This window comes from Krasilnikovia sp. M28-CT-15, from assembly GCF_047159595.1.
Taxonomy (GTDB): domain Bacteria; phylum Actinomycetota; class Actinomycetes; order Mycobacteriales; family Micromonosporaceae; genus Actinoplanes.
The window spans coordinates 1676828-1694115 of the sequence record NZ_BAAGAK010000001.1; the positions used below are offsets into that span (position 1 = coordinate 1676828).

Below are 17288 nucleotides of genomic sequence, written 5' to 3' on the forward strand. Positions count from 1 at the left end.
GCACGACGCGGCGGTCAGTGGGGTGACCCGCCGCACCGGCTTGGGGTTTTCCCCACCCCGCGGGGTGGGTTGGCCCGGTGGTCGTCCGCGGCCGGGATCCCTACGGTGATCACATGAATTCATTGGGAGCGACGCCATGACCTACCGATGGCCGATGGCTGTCGTGCGGGCGCTGTCGTCGCCGCGCGCCTGGCGGGCCACCTTTCACGCGATGGCCGGGATGTTCCTGGGCGCCACGACCGCCGCGATGGTGTGGCTGCTGGCCGTGTTGTGTGGGGCCGCCGTGGCCAGCCTGGTCACGGGGCCGACCGGTGACCGGCTGCTCATCGTGCTGTATGTGCTCGTCGCCCTGGTGGGCCCGCTGGCGCTGCTGCCGTGTGTGCGGTTCCTCAGCGCACTGCAGCGGGAACGCTTCCGGGCGCTGCTCGGCGTCGAGATCGCCGCGCCGAAACACGATCCGGGTACCGGCTGGCTTCGTCTTCTGCGGCCGTGGACGGCGGGATCCTTCTGGCGCCAACTCGCCTACCATCTGCTGGCCCCGCTGCTCGGCGTCGTCGCCGGGGCGGCCGTCGTACTGTGCTGGACCGCGCCGGTGCTCGCGGTCCTGCCGGGTGGCCACCGTTCGGGGCCGGAGCATGTCCTGTGGTTCGGTGGCGCCGTGGCCTTGCTGCTGGCCGCGCCGTGGGTGGCGCGGGGCGTCGCGGCGGCCGACACCGCGGCGGCGCGGCGCCTGCTCGGCCCCGGTCCCGCCGAGGCGCTGGCCGCGCGGGTCGAGTCGCTGGCGCGCAGCCGGGCCGAGCTGGTGGACGCCGCCGACACCGAACGGCGCCGCATCGAGCGGGACCTGCACGACGGCGTGCAGCAACGCCTCGTCTACCTGGCGATGAACCTGGGTATGGCCCGGGCCGCCCTCGCCGACGGGCCCCCCGAGGTGCGCGAGGTCGTGGCCGCGGCCCACGACGAGGCCACGGCCGCGCTGAAGGAACTGCGCGACTTCGTGCGCGGCCTGCATCCGGCCGTGCTCAACGACCGGGGGCTCGACGCGGCGCTGTCCGGCGTCGCCGCGCGGGCGCCGCTGCCGGTGCGCCTGCGCGTGGAGGTGGCGCAACGGTGCTCGCCGAGCATCGAGGCGATCGCGTACTTCGCGGTGTCCGAAGCGCTGACGAACGTCGCCAAGCACGCGGGCGCCAGCCGGGCCGAGGTCGTGACGGAACGCGTCGGTGACCGGCTGATCGTCACGGTCACCGACGACGGCCGCGGCGGCGCGTCCGCCGACGGCCCCGGCTCCGGGTTACGCGGTCTGGCGCAGCGGGCGGCGGCCGTCGACGGCAGCCTGACCGTGGTGAGTCCGCCCGGCGGCCCGACAACCGTTACGGTGGACGTCCCATGCGAGTAGTACTGGCCGAAGACTCCGTCCTGCTGCGCGCCGGTCTCACGAAGCTGCTCACCGACGGTGGCTTCGAGGTCGTCGCGGCGGTGCCCGACGCCCAGGAGTTGCTGGCCGCCGTCGACACGCACCGTCCCGACGTCGCGGTGGTCGACGTACGGATGCCGCCCACCCACACCGACGAAGGCATCCGGGCCGCCCTCGTCATCCGCCGCCAGCACCCGAAGGTCGCGGTGTGCGTGCTCTCCCAGTACGTCGAGGAGCGGTACGCCACGGACCTGCTGTCGGTCGACACCCGCGGCGTCGGATACCTGCTGAAGGACCGGGTGGCGCACGTGTCGGACTTCCTCGACGCGCTGCGCCGGGTGGCGGCCGGTGGCACCGCGCTGGACCCCGAGGTCGTCGCGCAGCTGATGGTGCGCCGCGACGACCCGATGGGCCGCCTGACCCCGCGGGAACAGGACGTGCTGCGGCTGATGGCGGAGGGCCGCTCCAACACCGGCATCACGGAGGCGCTGCGGGTCAGCCACAGCGCGGTGGAGAAGTACGTGAGCAACATCTTCACCAAGCTCGATCTGCCGCCCATGGACACCGACCACCGCCGGGTGCTGGCCGTGCTCAGGTACCTCGGCACCTGAGCACCTGCGCCGCGGCAGTTCCCGGAGCGGCCGGTGAGGGGCCCGACGCGGGCGCTCGCCGGGCAACCACGCTGCACCCGACATGTACCACCAGATCCAACCGGACCGCGAGAAGCTGGTGCTCCCCCCAGGGCCTTCCGCGGGCTGCGGTGTCTCTGCACTCCACGGAGGCGTGCCCGCCTTGGTGCCTGCTCGCCCCCGTGTTCCTGTCGAGGTGACCCCCGATGCTGCGTGGTTCCGCTCCTGGGCTGCGGTCCGCTCCCGTCTTGGCGGTGGTGGTGGCGATGTGCGGTGCGGCGGTAGCCCCTGCCGGTCCGGCCTGGGCGGCGCGACCGGTGTCCGCCGTCGGCAAGACGTGCACGATCGTGGGCACCAAGGGCAACGACCGGCTGTACGGCACCCGCGGTAATGACGTCATCTGCGGCCTGGGCGGCAACGACACCATCGTCTCCCGGGGCGGCAACGACATCGTCGACGGCGGTGCCGGCACCGACAAACTCGACGGCGGTGCCGGAAACGACACCCTGATCGGCGGGCCGGGCAAAGACAACCTCAACGGCGGTGCCGGAAACGATCAGTTGAACGGTGGTGCCGGAAACGACACCCTGACCGGTGGTGCCGGCAACGACACGCTGCGCGGGCAGGACGGCGACGACCGCATCGACGGCGGTACCGGCACCGACACCATCGATGGTGGACGGGGCCGTAACCACTGCGGCAGGAGTGCTGGTGACCGGCGGGCCAACTGTCCCCAGCCCAGCACTCCGGCACCGACAACGCCCGTGCCGACAACGCCCGTGCCGACCACACCGGCGCCCAGCGTGCAGATCGTGCAGGTGACCGGCGGTATCGGCCACACGTGCGGGGTGGGTAGCGACGCCAAGGCCTACTGCTGGGGCGGCGGCTACGCCGGTGTGCTGGGCAACGGCGACACCGCGGACCACCCCAGTCCGGTGCCGGTCACCGCCCCGGAGGGGGTGCGCTTCACGCGGCTCACCGCCGGCTGGTACCACACGTGCGGGTTGGGCAGCGACACCGAGACCTACTGCTGGGGCTCCGGCAGCTCCGGTCAGCTGGGCAACGGCGACACGGCGGACCAGTGGACTCCGGTGCCGGTCACCGCCCCGGAGGGGGTGCGCTTCACCCAGATCACCGCCGGCAATTTCCACACGTGCGGGCTGGGCAGCGACACCAGGGCCTACTGCTGGGGGCAGGGCTCCTACGGTGTGCTGGGCAACGAGGACACCACGGTCTACGGGTCGATGACTCCGGTGCCGGTCACCGCCCCGGAGGGGGTGCGCTTCACCCAGCTCGCCGCCGGCTACACCCACACGTGCGGGCTGGGCAGCGACACCAAAACCTACTGCTGGGGCAGCGGCTCCTGGGGTGCGCTGGGCAACGGCGACACGGCGGAGCAGTGGACTCCGGTGCCGGTCGCCGTCCCGGCCGGGGTGCGCTTCACCCAGCTGACCGCCGGTCCCGAACACACGTGCGCGCTGGGCAATGACACCAAGGCCTACTGCTGGGGCTCCGGTTACGACGGTCAGCTCGGCAACGGCGACACGGCGGACCAGTGGACTCCGGTGCCGGTCACCGCCCCGGGCGGGGTGAGCTTCACCCAGCTCAGCGTCGGCTGGGCCCACACGTGCGGGCTGGGCAGCGACGCCAAGGCCTACTGCTGGGGCCACGGCGCCTACGGTGCGCTGGGCAACGGCGACACGGCGGACCACTCGACTCCGGTGCCGGTCACCGCCCCGGCCGGGGTGCGCTTCACCCAGGTCGTTGCCGGTCTCCAACACACGTGCGGGGTGGGCAGCGACACCAGGGCCTACTGCTGGGGCCTCAACGTCGACGGTCAGGTGGGTAACAGCGGCATGTCTTACCAGTTGAGTCCGGTGGCGGTATCGCCGTAACCGGCGGACATCCCCCGCCACCTACCGGAGCATCACCCGACGCGCGTCCGGTCAGGAGGTGGCGAAGAACAGGGTCGGGCTCGACCAGGTGGCGTCCGCGGCGGCCGGGGCGACGACCGCGGCGGGGCCGCTGACGGCGGTCGCCGCGGCGGGGTCGAATCCGACGGTACGCAGCTTGCCGTCGGTCGCGCCGTACACGATGCGGCCGTCGACCCACGCCATGCCGCGCACGGTGTGCCAGTCGACGCCCGTGGTGGGCAGCGTGAAGTCGGTGCAGCCGACCACGAACCCGTCGGTGGTCAGGTACCGGTAGTGCAGGGCGTCGCTGGTGGCCACGGTGTAGTACATCCGCCCGGCCAGGAAGAACGCACCGGTCATTCCGGCGGCGTCGAACCACGAGTTGAAGCCGTTGCCCACCCAGGGCGCGCCCACCGCGCCGCCGGAGAACATCGACACGTCGAGCAGGCTGCCCGACGGCGCGGCCCGGTCGACCCGTGCCCAGACGAGCTTGTTGGACACGCTGAACGCGGCCCGGCCCGCGGTGAACTGGCTCTGGCTGGTCAGCGCGGCCGTGCCGAGCGCCGTGCCGTCGAACGGCACCTTGGTCAGCTTGCCGTCACCGGCGCCCAGGTAGAGATAGCCCTTGGCGGCCTTCGGGGCGTCCTGGACGCCGACGGAACGGCCGCCCGCGGTGGGGAACATCGCCTCCCGGCCGTGGTATTCGCCGCCCGCACCGTCCGAGTCGAACCCGGCGTACAGGCCGTTGTCGCCCTTCCACAGCTCCCACACGATCGGGGCCCACTCGACGCCGCCGGACGGGAGATCGCCGCCGGGGGAGCGGCCCGGGTTCCACACCACCGGTACGCCGTTGCTCGCGTCCAGCGCGCCGAAGCCGTACCGGTCGACACCGCCCTCGCCCCGGGAGTCGTTGCCGTTGGCGTTGTTCAGCCAGCGGAAGTGCCCGGCCACGTAGACCAGGCCGTCGGCCGCCTCGATCGAGGTGACCGAGTCGGTGCCGGTGTAGTCCACCCAGGTCGCCTCGACCGCGCCCCGGTCGGCGGTCTCGAAGCGCGCGATCGCGTCGCAGTACGCGTCACCCCGGCCGCCGTCGGCCGCGATCGCGAAGTAGCTGCCGTCGTCGGAGAAGTCCACGTCCCGGGCGTAGAACGGGAACCCGCCGCTGTAACAGCCGGCCACGTACCGGTCGGTGTGCCAGTCGGCGACCGACGGGGTGCCGGTCGCGTCGATCACGACGACCTGGTTGCGGTCGGCGCCGTCGACGACGGTGAAGTTGCCCGTCGCCACGACCGTCCGGCCGTCCGGCGACACGTCCAGCCCCCACACCAGCTCCGTCGAGTTGGCGTACGGCCGGGCACCGCCCGCGTCGACCTGGAAACCGCTGTCGATCGCGCCCGTGGCGGCGTCGAGCCGGGCCAGCAGGCCGTGCCGCGTGCCGTTGACCCAGTGGAACGCGCCCGCGAGGTACAGGTACCGGCCCCGCACCACGGCGCGCCGCACGACACCGCCGTCGGCGCGACCGGCCCAGCCCGTGACCGTGGCGCCGGTGGCCGGGTCGATCTCGACCAGGTTCAGGCGGGCCACCCCGTTCACCGTGCGGAAGTCGCCGCCGACGATGAGCTTGCCGTCGGGGCTGACCGCCAGCGTCTGCACCGCGCTGTCGAAGACGGGTGCGAAGCCGGGCAGTAGCGCGCCGGTCCGGGAGTCGTACGCGACCAGGTAGCTCGCCGGTGTCCAGCCGGTACCGCCCGCCGCCCTGATGCCGGTGAACGAGCCACCCGCGTACACGGTGGTGCCGATCTGGGCGAACGCGCGGATGCTGCCGTTCCGGGCGTGCGGCGTGTAGTCGACCGGGTCGGGGGAGGCGAGCGTCGCCACCGCGGGCGGCGGCACGGCGACCGCGGCCGCCGGTGCGGCGCCCGGCGGGACCGCCAGGGCGAGCACCACGGCCGGGACGATGACCCTGGTGAACAGGCGACGACGTGACGCGGTCACGGATCCTCCTACCGGAGCTTGTACGCGATCAACGACTTGGTGAGACCCAGAACCTTCTCCGGCCGCAGCGCCGAGTCCGGGAAGTACGCGCGCATCTGGGTCTTGTCCAGCAGTTCGATCCAGAGCACCCGGGACAGTGCCTCCGCGCGGGTGCGGCCCGGCGTGTAGGCCAGCGGCCACGTGCGGGCCACCTCGCGGCGTGCCGCGACGGGCAGGAACTGCATGCCGGGTGCGACCCAGTGCGGCTCGATCGGGAAATACCGGTACGGCGTCTGCACCCAGTGCGCGGGCGCCAGCGCGTGCACCGATTCGGCGAACCGCAGCCGCCGCTCGTGCCCGCCGACGTGCTCGATCACCGAGTTGCTGAAGGCGAGGTCGTAGCGGCGGGCGGCGATCGGCGCGGGCAGCGCGCAGGCGTCGCCGTGGCTCACCTCGACCCAGTCCGGCAGCTCCGCGGGGGCCGCCTCGAGGTTGACCACGTGTACGTGCTTCGGGCGTACCGGTAGCCGGCGCCAGAATCCGACCCGGCCGCCGAGGTCGACCACGGACATCTCGGGCAGCTCGGGGAACGTCTCCACCAGCCACCGGGACCGGGCCTCCCGCCGCTTCGCGCCCCAGGACCCGGGACGGTCGACCAGTCGCCAGCGGAGGGCGTGAATATTCACCGCGGCAGATTACTGGACGGGCACGCCGGCGCCCAGCCGTTCCCGCCAGCGCCGTACCTTGCCCTCGTCGACCGGGGAATCCCAGCTGGTGTGCGCGCGCACCGCGACGCCCGTGTGGAAGGCGTCGACGCCGCCGTCGAGCAACGGTGCGAGGTGGTGCTCGCGGAGCGCGCCACCGGCGACGATGCGCAATGCCTGGGACTTCGCCTCCGCGATCAGTGCGTCGTGTCCCTCCGCCACGCCGAACGGGCCACCGGAGGTGAGTACCGCGTCCAGCCCGGGCAGGCCGTCGATGGCCCGCCAGGCCGCCTGCCGGTCCGTCGCGTGGTCCAGGGCCTTGTGGAAGGTCCAGGCGCAGCCGTCGATCATCGCCTGCACCGCGCGGAGCGACGCGAGATCGACACGGCCGTCGGCGTCGAGGAAGCCGAGCACGAATTCGTCGGCGCCCGCGGCCCGCAACGCGTCGATCGAGCGACGGAGGGAGTCCAGGTTTCCGGCGGCGAAGCCGTCCTGTTGTCTGAGCATGACGCGGATCGGCAGGTCGGTCTCCGCGCGTACGGCGGTGAAGGTCTCCACGGTCGGTGTCAGCCCGAGCAGGTGGATGTCGCTGACCAGTTCGACCCGGTCGGCGCCGCCGGCCGCCGCATGACGCGCATCGACGGCATCGAGTGCGATCACTTCCAGGAGGGCCTTCGGCATGGGGTGATCATGCCAAATATTTAGCAAACCTTCCAGTTTGATCGAGTGGCTTGCCCGATAGGTCCGGCCAGTGGCTCTTATCCGTATTCACCCCGGTGTGGTGAGTGGACGTCCAGGGTGGTCGTCACACCCGGGAATCCGGGGGCGAAATTTCGAGCGACCCTCGCGTACGATGCCGTGGCTTGATCATCGTCCACCGTCGAAACGGGGTTCCTGCATGTCCCTGCTCCACCGGAAGGTCCTGGCCGGCATCGGCACGACCGCCGCGGCGATCGCCTCCACCGCCTTCTTCTCGGCGCCGGCTCAGGCCGCTTCGGCCGGATATGCCCAGGTTGTCGGCTCGTCCACCGTCCAGTTCAACGCCCAGAAGGGCAAGGCCAACGGGCTGACCCTCACGATCAAGGGCCGGACCGTCACCCTCGACGACAAGGTCGCCCTCAAGGCCGGCAAGGGCTGCAAGGCGGTCAAGGGCGACAAGACCAAGGTCAAGTGCACGACGCCGAAGACCACCAAGACCCTCAACGTCTCGCTCGGTGACAAGAACGACACCGTGACCAACAAGACGGCCGTCTACCTGCTGGTGAACGGCGGGTCCGGCAACGACACCCTCAACGGCGGCAGCGGCAGGGACGAGCTGCAGGGCGGCTCCGGCAACGACAAGCTGATCGGCAACGGCGGCAACGACCGGCTCTACGGCCAGTCTGGCGCGGACGTCGCCCAGGGCAAGGCCGGCAACGACCTGATCTCCGGCGGCACCGGCAACGACGCGCTCGGCGGCGACAGCGGCAACGACGAGATCGTCGGCGAGAGCGGCAACGACGCCCTCTACGGCTCCACGGGCAACGACACGCTCGTCGGCGGCGCCGGGGCGGACAAGCTGTCGGCCGCCGACGGCGACGACATCATGAACGGCGAGGCCGGCGCGGACAACATCGCGGGTGGCAACGGCGTGGACATCATCCTCGGCGGCGCCGACAACGACACGATCGACGCGGGCGCCGGCGACGACATCGTGTTCGGCGAGGCCGGTGCCGACCGGATCTTCGGCCGCGCGGGCGACGACGTCCTCGCGGGTGAGGCCCTGGCCGAGGACGGTTCGCCGGTCGGCAGTGCCACCGCACGCGACGCGGTCGACGGCGGGGACAACCGGGACCTGTGCTTCGTGGGCGCCTCCGGCGCGACGTTCAACTGCGAGAACCCGGCCGGCTCGTCGGCCGCGAGCTTCGCGCCCGTCCAGCAGAAGGCCGTGGTCAGCCTCTCGGCCGACCTCGAGGCAGCCACCAAGTAAGGACAGCGACACCGACGACGGCCCGGCCGGGCGGTGCCCGTACCGACAGGTACGGGCACCACGGCCGGGCCGCCGTGTTTCTGTGCGGGCCGCGACAACCGGGGGTCGCCGCGCGGCGTCCCACCCGGCAGACTGTGGCGATGATCCGCACCCTCGCGCGCCGCATGGGCCGCAAGCGCTGGTTCGCCCGGGCGGGCCGCCTCCTGGTACCCGCCGACCGCCTGGTCAGCAGGCTCACCCGGGGCCGCGTCGTGGCGCTCGGGCTGATCCCGTCGCTGCTGCTCACCACCACGGGGCGCCGTTCCGGCCTGCCGCGCAGCAACCCGCTGGTGTTCGTCCGCGACGGCGACGCCTGGGTGGTGGTCGGCTCCAACTGGGGCCAGCCGCACCAGCCCGCCTGGGTGCACAACCTCGCCGCCGACCCGTCCGCCACGGTCACCGTCGGCGGCGCGGTGCATGCCGTCCGGGCCCGCCGCGCCGAGGGCGCCGAGCGCGAGCGGTTGTGGGCGCTGCTGGTCGCCGAGTGGCCCGCCTACCCGGTGTACGCCGAGCGCGCGGGCGGCCGCCCGATCGTGGTGTTCCGGCTCGAACCAGCTTCCTGACGCAAACCCCTCAGCTCCGGGCCCCACCGGCCGACGGTACGGCCATGTGTCTGCGCGACGTACGGCTGTTCCTGCTGGCGACGGCGGCCGCGGTGGCCGCGTTGTTCGCGGGCTACGGCACCCCGGCCGGTGACGTGGCGTACACCGTCGTCTATCTGGCCCTGTGCGGCGTGGCCTGGTGGGCGGCGCTGCGGCTGGCGGACGACCGGCGCCCGTGGCTGCTGATCGCCCTGGCCCAGACGCTGTGGTTCCTCGGCGATGCGATCGAGATGCTCTACAGCCACCTGGCCGGTGAGGTGCCCTCGGTGGGGGTGGCCGATGCGTGCTGGCTGGCCGGGTATCCGCTGGTCGCCGCCGCTCTGGTGCGGATGGCCCGCCGCCGGGCACCCGGCCGGCTGCGCGGGGCCGTGCTCGACGCGGGCACCCTGACCATCGCCGCCGCGCTGCTGGCCTGGGAGTTCCTGATCAGCCCCTACGTGGGGCAGGGCTACTCGCTGGCCGACACCGTGGTGCCCGCCCTGTATCCCGTCGCGGACGTGGTGCTGCTGGCCGGCGTGCTGGTCGTCGTGCTCTCCCCGGGCACCCGCGGCGTACCGACCCGGCTGCTGTCCGGCGCCGCCGCCGTACTGCTGGGCAACGACCTGGCGATCAACGTGCTGCCGCAGCTGGCCGAACGGGGGCTGGTGTCGGACTGGCTCGGCTACGAGGCGTCGTCGCGGCTGGGCACGGTCGTCATGCTCGGCAACGCGCTGATGACCGCCGCACTGCTGCACCCGGGACGCGCCGAGCTGACGCGCAGCGGGCGGCGGGTGCCGACGTTGCACCCCGCCCGGGTGCTGTTCCTCGGCCTGGCGTTGATGACCACCCCGACGCTGACCCTGGCGCACGCGGGCTTCGACGCCCGGACGTTCATCGCGCTGGGCGCCGCCGCGATGTGCACGGTGTTCGTGCTGAGCCGCTTCACGATCGCGGTGCGCGAGCAGGACCGTACGCAGGCTCAGCTGGCCTTCCAGGCGCAGCACGACCCGTTGACCGGGCTGGCCAACCGGGCGGCGCTGGGTGAGCACCTCGCCGCGTTGCGGCCCACCGCCCAGACCCCGGTGACCGTGCTCTACCTCGATCTCGACGGCTTCAAGGAGGTCAACGACTCCTACGGCCACGACGCGGGCGACGCGGTGCTGGTGGCGGTCGCCGGCCGGCTCGCCGCGATGGCCCGCGCCGAGGACCTGGTGTCCCGTCTCGGTGGCGACGAGTTCGTCCTGGTCTGCCTCGGTGCGGCGGCGCAGGACGCGGTCCGGCTGGCCGACCGCATCGTCCTGGCGCTGGCGCAGCCGGTGCCGTTCCGCGGCCACCACCTGAGCGTCGGCGCGAGCATCGGCATCGCCTCGACCGGCGGGGGCCCGGACACGGACCGCCCCGGTGCGCTGCTGCGCTCCGCCGATGCGGCGATGTACCAGGCCAAGCGGCTGGGCCGGGGGCGGTGGGTGCTGGCGGACGCCGCACCGGGGCCGCAGGTGCCCGCGCCGGTCACGGTCTGAACGACGGCCGGGCCGTCCCTCGACGGGGCGGTTGGGCCGTCCCTCGACGGGCAACCGGGCGCCGGACCGGCGCTGGAGTCGTCTCAGCAAGCGGCAGGGCCCGCCGATGGGACCGTCATCATGAGCGAGAGCGTCCCGCAGCACCGCCAGCCCCGCCCGTCGGCGGCGTCGCGCCGTGTCCGGCTGACGCTCGCCGCCACCACGGCCGCCACGGTGACCGCGGTCACGCTGACCGCGCTGCCCGCGGCCGCGGCCACCAGGTCGGTGTCGCTGCAGGGCGAGGCCATGGCGATCTCCTCCGCGCACGGGGGCGACTACCGTGACCGCCGGGCCTCCGGCGGCGCGGCGCTGGCCATCTGGCACAAGGCGACCGCCTCCGCCACGCTGACCACCCCGGTGCGCGCGACCCGGCTGCAGGTGAGCGCGATGGGCGGCCGGTGCGGCAGCGCCGCCCCGCGGATGCAGGTGACGGTCGACGGGGTCAGGGCCGGTCTGGCGACCGTGTCCGCGACCCGCTGGACGACGTACACCTTCACCGGCTCCTGGGCGGCGGGCAGGCACCGGGTCGGGATCACCTTCCTCAATCCGTACGGCACGGCCAGGTGCCACCGTTTCGTCGAGATCGACCGGGTCGTCGCCTCGGGCACCGCACCCGCCACCAGCACCCCGCCCGCCACCAGTACTCCGCCCGCCAGCAGCGCCCCGGCTCCGGTCGAGAAGGCCGCCGCGGCCGGGTTCGTCACCCGCTCCGGCAGCAAGCTCATGCTCGGCGGCAAGCCGTTCAAGTACGTCGGCCTCAACGCGTACGGCATGTCCGGCTGTGACGGCCGGGCGTGGAGTGACGCGCAGCTGGCCGACTACTTCGCCCGACTGGCGCCGAACACGATCACCCGTACCTGGGCGTTCCAGCCGTTCGGCACCGCCGCGCTGGACCGGATCGTCGCCGCTGCCGCGGCGCACCAGCAGAAGGTCATCTTCACGCTCGCGGACGGCCGCAACTACTGCGGCGAGCACGACGGTGCCGTGGTGCCCGAGGGTGGCGACAAGTCCACGGCCTGGTACGCGGGCGGATACAGGACCAACTACCTTCCGTGGGTGACGACGGTTGTCACCCGGTACAAGGACAACCCTGCGGTCGCGATGTGGGAGATGATCAACGAGCCGGGCTCGTTCTCCTCCGCCGCCTACACCGACGCGCTGGTCAAGGGCTTCTTCGACACCACCGCCGCCACGATCAAGTCGATCGACCCGAACCACCTGGTCGGCACGGGCGTGCTGTCGGAGGACATGAAGGGCACGAGCAACTACGCCACCCTGCACGCCTCGCCGAACATCGACGTCGCCTCGCTGCACGAGTACGAGTACGACTGGAACGGCAGCAACGCGATCATCACCGGTCACCTGGCCCGGGTGGTGGCGCAGCTGGCGCCGGTCGGCAAGCCGGTGATCATCGGTGAGACCGGGGTGCAGGCCGGGCCGGGCTGCCGCACCAGCGTGGCCGCCCGCACCAGCGCGATCTCGCAGAAGCTGACCGGGTACACCGCCTACCCGGCCGTGGCCGGGGTCAACGTGTGGAGCGTCGTGCAGTACGACCCGTGGAGCCGGGAGAGGTGCCCGCTGGAGATGCCCGCGAACGACCCGGTCCTGTCCACGGTCCGCGGCGTGCAGGCCGGTCTCAACGCCTGACCGTTCCGGCGGCGGCGCCCGTCGGCGAGACCGCGGCCCCGTCCACCGGGCGCCTCGGCTGCGCCTGCGGACCGTGCGGTCAGCCGCTGTGGAACACGCAGCCCACCCGGGCGCCGTCACCGACGCTGACCACACCCACGTCCGGGTCGGCGCTGCCGCGCACGAAACCGCCCGCATAGCCGTCCTCGGCGTGGGCACCCGGCTCACTCAGATACAGGCCCCAGTTCAGGAACTGGTCGCGCACCCCGCCCGCACCGTCCGGGAACGGCTCGGCGACCGGACGGACCCGGTGCTGCACCACGTACGGGCCGTCCATCGCCGCCGCGACCTGACGCTCCCAGTCGGCCGCCCCGGCCCGCCAGCCCGCGACGACGCCACTGCCGCCGTGCAGCAGGGTCGGCTTGAGGACCAGGTCGTCCTGCCGGGCCACCGCGTAGGACAGCAGGTCGACCCGCGTGCCACCGAGGTCCGTGACGTGCGGGCGGACGTACCGGGTCCACGGCAGGAGCCGGTCGAGGCAGGCCCGCTCGGCGGCGTCGAACTCCTCCCGGTGCCGCTCGTCGGAGAGCATCGCGAGCGTGCCCTTGTTGCCGTACAGCTCCGCGTCCAGGCGGCTGACCAGGCATACCCGGCCCCGCTCGACCGCGGTGAGCAACGGCTCCAGCTGCGCGGCCACCGGGTCGGTCAGGTCCTCGGGCAGGAAGTAGCGCAGGACGATGTCGACGGTGCGGCCCGCGACGCGCGGGCGGCCGTCCGGGTAGGTGAACTCGCCGAGGTGGCAGGCGATCCCCTCGACGCCGTAACCGGCCAGTTTCGCCGCCAGCACGCGCAGCCGGGGTCCCACGATCGCGAAGTTGTCCACGGTGTCCACCACGGCGACCACCGGGGGCCGCCCGGTGGGCAGCGTGGCGGCGCCCTCGGCGAGCATCGTCTGCACCATGCAGCCCAGCGTGTCCCGGTAGCCGAGGCCATGCTGCCCGACGAACTCCCGCAGCGGCGGGTACGCCAGCATCGCCCGGTTGATGTCGGCGTTCTCGAACCCGCCCAGCGCGCTGGTGATGTTGAATTCCAGCAGCTTGAACCGCCCGCCGTCGTGGTACAGATCGGCGCGCCCGAGGGGGTGCAGGGCACCGGTGCGGGCGCTGCGCGCGGTCAGCGCGGTCTGCCCGGCGGTCATGCCGACCGCCTCGGCCAGGGCGGTGACGCTGCCGCCGAACAGCCGCTCCGGCAGGGACCGCAGCAGACCGTAGACGGTACGGAGATCGGCTGTGAGCGCCGCGCGCTCGTCCGCACCGAGAAACGCGGGCCCGCTCAGCAACCGCCCCCGGTAGGCCAGCGTCAGGTCGGCGTCGTCGCGGGCGGCCGCCGCCGGGTCGCCATCCCTCACCGGCCCGGCCAGCCGCGCGGCGTACGCGTGACCCAGCGGGGAGCGTCGCAGGTCGGGCGGACTCGTGGTCGTCATCGGCCGTCCTCTCCGGAGCCGTGGGCGGCCCGGGCGAGGTCGGCTGCCCCGGCCTGCTCGGCGCGGGTGATCCACTGCCGGCGGGCGCCCACCAGCAGCGCCGCCGCGACGGCCGCCATCACCGCGGCGCCGATGCCGAACACGGCCGGGGTGCCCACCGCCGCGGCGACGATGCCGCCGACCGCCGCGCCGATCGGCAGCCCACCCCAGGCGACGAGCCGGTACACGCTGTTGGCCCGGCCGAGCAGATGCCGGGGCACCAGGGTCTGCCGCAGCACCACCACCACGACGTTCCAGGTCACCGTCCCGCAGGCGAACAGCGCCAGGGCGGCACCGGCGGCGTACGGCGACGGGACGAACGCCAGCACCGCCTCGCTGGTGGCGATCAGCGCGGCCGTGGCCACCAGCGCCGCCTCCCGGCCGAGACGCCGGGTCAGGGCCGGGGCGAACCGGGAGGCCAGCACCGCACCGACCGCCTGACAGGCCAGCATGACGCCGTACCCGAACGCGGTCAGGTGCAGCACCCGCGTGCTGTGCACCACGAGCACGGCCAGCATGGCGTTGCCGGCCAGGTTGATCAGGCAGGACAGCAGGGCGAGACTGCGCAGGAGTTGATGGCGGGCCAGCCACCGGGCTCCGGCCAGCATCTCCGACAGCATCCCGGCCGCCGGTGGGCGCGCCTCGACCGGCCGGTTGCCGCGGATCCCGCTGAGCAGCAACGCCGAGCACACGAACGTGGCCGCGTCCAGCCCGAACGGCAGCGCCACCGCCACACCGAACAGCAGCGCCCCGACGAGCGGGCCGACGAAGCCCGTACCGGCCTCCTGCGCGGCCATCACCCGGGCGTTCGCGGTGGACAGCCCCGCCTCCGGGGTGATGAACGGGACGAGCACCTGGGCGGCGTTGCGGCAGAGCACCTCGCCGACGCCGAGCAGGAACATGCACGCGTAGAACAGCGGCAGCCCGGCCCAGCCGCCGACGATCCCCACCGCCAGCATTCCGAGCAGCGCGGCCCGGACGAGGTCGACGCGCACCATCATCCGGCGCAGGTCGAGGCGGTCGACCAGCAGCCCGGCCGGGATGCCGAACAGCACGAACGGCGCGGTGAAGGCGACCGACGCCGCGCCGATCAGGCGCGGGTCGTCGGTCAGGCGGGAGGCCAGCAGCGGGGCGGCTGCGATGGTGACGCCGTCGCCGATCGCGGAGACCGCGGCGCCCCACCACAGCCGGGAGTAGTCGCGGCCCAGCCGGGGCCGCGAATCCACGACGGTCACCGGGTCATCGCGCCCACACCCGGGCGATCCACTGCTCGACCTCGTCGGAGGTGCTCGGCATCGCGGCCGACAGGTTCTCGCAGCCGTCCTCGGTGACCAGCACGTTGTCCTCGATGCGGACCCCGATCCCGCGGAACTCCGCGGGCGCCAGCAGGTCGTCGGCCTTGAAGTAGAGCGCGGGCTCGACCGTGAGGACCATGCCCGGCGTCAGCTCGCCGTCCATGTACTCCTCGCGCAGCAGCAGCTGGCAGTCGTGCACGTCCATCCCCAGGTGGTGCGAGGTGCCGTGCACCATCCAGCGCCGGTGCCAGCCGCCGGACTCCTTGTCCAGCGTCTGCTCGACCGTGACCCCCTCGGGCAGCAGCCCCCACTCGTGCAGCTTCCGGGCGATGACCGCGTTCGCCGCGGCGTGGATGTCGCTGAACTTGTTGCCCGGCTGCACGGCGGCCATCCCGGCCTGCTGCGCCTCGTACACCGCGTCGTAGACCCGGCGCTGCGCGTCGCTGAACCGCCCGCTCACCGGCAGGGTACGGGTGATGTCCGCGGTGAACAGCGAGTCGATCTCCACCCCGGCGTCGACCAGGATCAGGTCGCCGTCGCGGACCTCCCCGGTGTTCTTCGTCCAGTGGATGGTGTTGGCGTGGTCGCCGGAGGCGCAGATCGACTCGTAGCCGATGCCGTTGCCCGCGTGCCGGGCGTGCAGGCCGAAGACACCCTCGATCCATCGCTCGCCGCGACCCCGGCGCACCGCCTCGGGCAGCGCGGTGATGATCGCCTCGAAGCCCGTGTGGGTGGCGGCGATGGCCGTGCGCATCTCGCCGACCTCCCACGCGTCCTTGACCAGCCGCATCCCGGACAGGTGGCGGGCCAGCTCCTCGTCGGCCTCCTCCTGCTGCTGCGTGGTCAGGGCCGTGCCCGCCTGGGTGCGGGTGGCCTCGACGAGCGCGGTGAGCTGCGGGTCGGCGTCGCGGACCACCCGAAGCCGGGCGGCGGCGTCGTCCTTGGCCAGGTCGTCGGCGAGCGCGTCGAGGTGGCGGGCGGCCAGGCCGAGCTGGGACTCGATGTCCGCGAGGGTGGGGCGGGGGCCGACCCAGAACTCTCCGTACCGGGAGTCGGCGTAGAACTCCTCGCTGTCGCGGGGGGCCAGCGGGCGGAAGTACAGCACCGCGTGGTGGCCGCCGCCGGGCGCCGGGTCCAGCACGAGCACGCTGTCCGGCTCGGTGCCGGCGCCGAGCCCGGACAGGTGCGCGAACGCGGTGTGCGGCCGGAACGTGTAGTCGGTGTCGTTACTGCGCACCTTGAGCCCGCCCGCCCCGATGACGAGCCGCTCGCCGGGGAACCGCTCGGACAGGGCTGCCCGCCGCCGGGCCGCGTGGTCGGCGACCTCCGCGCGGGGGGTCGGCGGCCGGTCACCGGTGGCCCAGCCGGACGCGATGAAATCGCGGAACTCATCGCTGACCGGGATGCCGCGGTGGCTGGCCTGTGCCTGTTGTTCGCTCGTCATACCCGACATCCTTTCAGGCGGGGCCGACAGTGCCGGCTGGTGGTGACATCGATGATTGTGGATTGCCTGGCTCGGCGTCGACCGGCGGCGCGATGCCCGCCCGATGACGCGGCCCGGCCGGGTCGGCTCCAGTGCGGCACCGCAGCAGGAACGAGCGCTCGAACACGATGACCGTCTCGCCGGTCGACTTCGTGCCGGTCGTCTCCACGGTCACGATCCCCTGGCCGGGGCGGGAGCGTGACCGTCGCTTGTGCAGGATCCGGCTGGTCGCGTACAGGGTGTCCCCGACGAACACCGGGTCCTTCAGCCGCACGCGGTCCCAGCCGAGGTTCGCCACGGCCCGCGCGGACAGCGCCTGGACGGTCATCCCGCCGATCAGGCACAGGGTGATGCCGCTGTTGACCAGGACCCGGCCGTACTCGGCGGCGGCGCTGTAGTGCTGGTCGAAGTGCAGCGGGTGCTGGTTCATCGTGAGCAGGGTCAGCCACGTGTTGTCGGCCTCGGACAGGGTGCGGCCCGGCCAGTGCCGGATCACCATGCCCGGCTCGAAGTCCTCGTAGTCGCCGCCGTGCTCCTCGACGTACTCGTCGCCCACCTTGCGCAGGGTCATCGTCCCTCC

At 72.9% G+C, this 17288-nt stretch carries 14 protein-coding genes; 7 read left to right on the top strand and 7 right to left on the bottom strand.

The features are described 5' to 3' along the window. The first annotated feature begins 154 nt into the window (after window positions 1-154). The 3 genes from ACMCNO_RS08055 (at window position 155) to ACMCNO_RS08065 (ending at window position 3938) form a co-directional block, all read left to right on the top strand. Window positions 155-1396: a histidine kinase gene (locus ACMCNO_RS08055; RefSeq protein ID WP_412748772.1), complete on the top strand. Its 1242-nt coding sequence runs from the start codon at window positions 155-157 to the stop codon at window positions 1394-1396. After that, window positions 1387-2025 carry a response regulator gene (locus ACMCNO_RS08060; RefSeq protein WP_412748773.1) on the top strand — a complete coding sequence of 213 codons (639 nt, stop codon included), beginning with the start codon at window positions 1387-1389 and terminating at the stop codon, window positions 2023-2025. Before ACMCNO_RS08055 ends, ACMCNO_RS08060 begins: the two co-directional genes overlap by 10 nt. Window positions 2026-2249: 224 nt before the next feature. Continuing rightward, entirely contained in the window at window positions 2250-3938 is a 1689-nt protein-coding gene (locus ACMCNO_RS08065; RefSeq protein WP_412748774.1) for a hypothetical protein, read from the top strand. A gap of 51 nt (window positions 3939-3989) precedes the next feature. Here ACMCNO_RS08065 and ACMCNO_RS08070 read toward each other — a convergent pair whose 3' ends face one another. Genes ACMCNO_RS08070 through ACMCNO_RS08080 form a run of 3 tightly spaced genes read right to left on the bottom strand, consistent with a single transcriptional unit; the run spans window position 3990 to window position 7315 of the window. Then, on the bottom strand, window positions 3990-5951 hold the full coding sequence (locus ACMCNO_RS08070) for a delta-60 repeat domain-containing protein (protein ID WP_412748775.1): 1962 nt from the start codon (window positions 5949-5951) through the stop codon (window positions 3990-3992). An 8-nt stretch (window positions 5952-5959) separates the two neighbouring features. Beyond that, window positions 5960-6616, bottom strand: a complete 657-nt coding sequence (locus ACMCNO_RS08075) for a class I SAM-dependent methyltransferase (RefSeq protein ID WP_412748776.1) — start codon at window positions 6614-6616, stop codon at window positions 5960-5962. Window positions 6617-6625: 9 nt separating this feature from the next. Continuing rightward, window positions 6626-7315: a copper homeostasis protein CutC gene (locus ACMCNO_RS08080; RefSeq protein WP_412748777.1), complete on the bottom strand. Its 690-nt coding sequence runs from the start codon at window positions 7313-7315 to the stop codon at window positions 6626-6628. Between the two features lie 217 nt (window positions 7316-7532). On the opposite strand from ACMCNO_RS08080, the gene ACMCNO_RS08085 reads away from it, so the two are divergent. The 4 genes from ACMCNO_RS08085 to ACMCNO_RS08100 all read left to right on the top strand — a co-directional run bounded on the left by ACMCNO_RS08085 (window position 7533) and on the right by ACMCNO_RS08100 (window position 12429). Further along, window positions 7533-8603: a calcium-binding protein gene (locus tag ACMCNO_RS08085; protein WP_412748778.1), complete on the top strand. Its 1071-nt coding sequence runs from the start codon at window positions 7533-7535 to the stop codon at window positions 8601-8603. A gap of 140 nt (window positions 8604-8743) precedes the next feature. Beyond that, a complete protein-coding gene (locus ACMCNO_RS08090) occupies window positions 8744-9205 on the top strand; it encodes a nitroreductase/quinone reductase family protein (protein WP_412748779.1) in 462 nt (153 codons plus the stop codon). Window positions 9206-9249: 44 nt separating this feature from the next. After that, on the top strand, window positions 9250-10743 hold the full coding sequence (locus ACMCNO_RS08095) for a diguanylate cyclase (RefSeq protein ID WP_412748780.1): 1494 nt from the start codon (window positions 9250-9252) through the stop codon (window positions 10741-10743). Between the two features lie 120 nt (window positions 10744-10863). Next, complete coding sequence (locus ACMCNO_RS08100) at window positions 10864-12429, top strand: carbohydrate-binding domain-containing protein (RefSeq protein WP_412748781.1); 1566 nt, start codon at window positions 10864-10866, stop codon at window positions 12427-12429. A 79-nt stretch (window positions 12430-12508) separates the two neighbouring features. Here ACMCNO_RS08100 and ACMCNO_RS08105 read toward each other — a convergent pair whose 3' ends face one another. Genes ACMCNO_RS08105 through ACMCNO_RS08120 form a run of 4 tightly spaced genes read right to left on the bottom strand, consistent with a single transcriptional unit; the run spans window position 12509 to window position 17279 of the window. Then, window positions 12509-13891 (bottom strand): hypothetical protein, encoded by a 1383-nt coding sequence (locus ACMCNO_RS08105; protein WP_412748782.1) that lies wholly within the window; start codon window positions 13889-13891, stop codon window positions 12509-12511. Continuing rightward, window positions 13888-15165: an MFS transporter gene (locus ACMCNO_RS08110; RefSeq protein ID WP_412748783.1), complete on the bottom strand. Its 1278-nt coding sequence runs from the start codon at window positions 15163-15165 to the stop codon at window positions 13888-13890. The genes ACMCNO_RS08105 and ACMCNO_RS08110 overlap by 4 nt, the downstream gene beginning before the upstream one ends. A 4-nt stretch (window positions 15166-15169) precedes the next feature. Beyond that, window positions 15170-16669: an aminopeptidase P family protein gene (locus ACMCNO_RS08115; protein WP_412748784.1), complete on the bottom strand. Its 1500-nt coding sequence runs from the start codon at window positions 16667-16669 to the stop codon at window positions 15170-15172. Between the two features lie 13 nt (window positions 16670-16682). After that, window positions 16683-17279 (bottom strand): MaoC family dehydratase, encoded by a 597-nt coding sequence (locus tag ACMCNO_RS08120; protein WP_412748785.1) that lies wholly within the window; start codon window positions 17277-17279, stop codon window positions 16683-16685. Between the last annotated feature and the right edge of the window lie 9 nt (window positions 17280-17288).

What these genes read in the sequence shown, in the direction of transcription:
- ACMCNO_RS08055 (WP_412748772.1), top strand. Translation starts at nt 155, where the DNA reads ATGGCTGTCGTGCGGGCGCTGTCGTCGCCGCGCGCCTGGCGGGCCACC.
- ACMCNO_RS08065 (WP_412748774.1), top strand. Translation starts at nt 2,250, where the DNA reads ATGCTGCGTGGTTCCGCTCCTGGGCTGCGGTCCGCTCCCGTCTTGGCG.
- ACMCNO_RS08115 (WP_412748784.1), bottom strand. Translation starts at nt 16,669, where the DNA reads ATGACGAGCGAACAACAGGCACAGGCCAGCCACCGCGGCATCCCGGTC.
- ACMCNO_RS08080 (WP_412748777.1), bottom strand. Translation starts at nt 7,315, where the DNA reads ATGCCGAAGGCCCTCCTGGAAGTGATCGCACTCGATGCCGTCGATGCG.
- ACMCNO_RS08095 (WP_412748780.1), top strand. Translation starts at nt 9,250, where the DNA reads ATGTGTCTGCGCGACGTACGGCTGTTCCTGCTGGCGACGGCGGCCGCG.
- ACMCNO_RS08120 (WP_412748785.1), bottom strand. Translation starts at nt 17,279, where the DNA reads ATGACCCTGCGCAAGGTGGGCGACGAGTACGTCGAGGAGCACGGCGGC.
- ACMCNO_RS08100 (WP_412748781.1), top strand. Translation starts at nt 10,864, where the DNA reads ATGAGCGAGAGCGTCCCGCAGCACCGCCAGCCCCGCCCGTCGGCGGCG.
- ACMCNO_RS08105 (WP_412748782.1), bottom strand. Translation starts at nt 13,891, where the DNA reads ATGACGACCACGAGTCCGCCCGACCTGCGACGCTCCCCGCTGGGTCAC.
- ACMCNO_RS08085 (WP_412748778.1), top strand. Translation starts at nt 7,533, where the DNA reads ATGTCCCTGCTCCACCGGAAGGTCCTGGCCGGCATCGGCACGACCGCC.
- ACMCNO_RS08090 (WP_412748779.1), top strand. Translation starts at nt 8,744, where the DNA reads ATGATCCGCACCCTCGCGCGCCGCATGGGCCGCAAGCGCTGGTTCGCC.
- ACMCNO_RS08060 (WP_412748773.1), top strand. Translation starts at nt 1,387, where the DNA reads ATGCGAGTAGTACTGGCCGAAGACTCCGTCCTGCTGCGCGCCGGTCTC.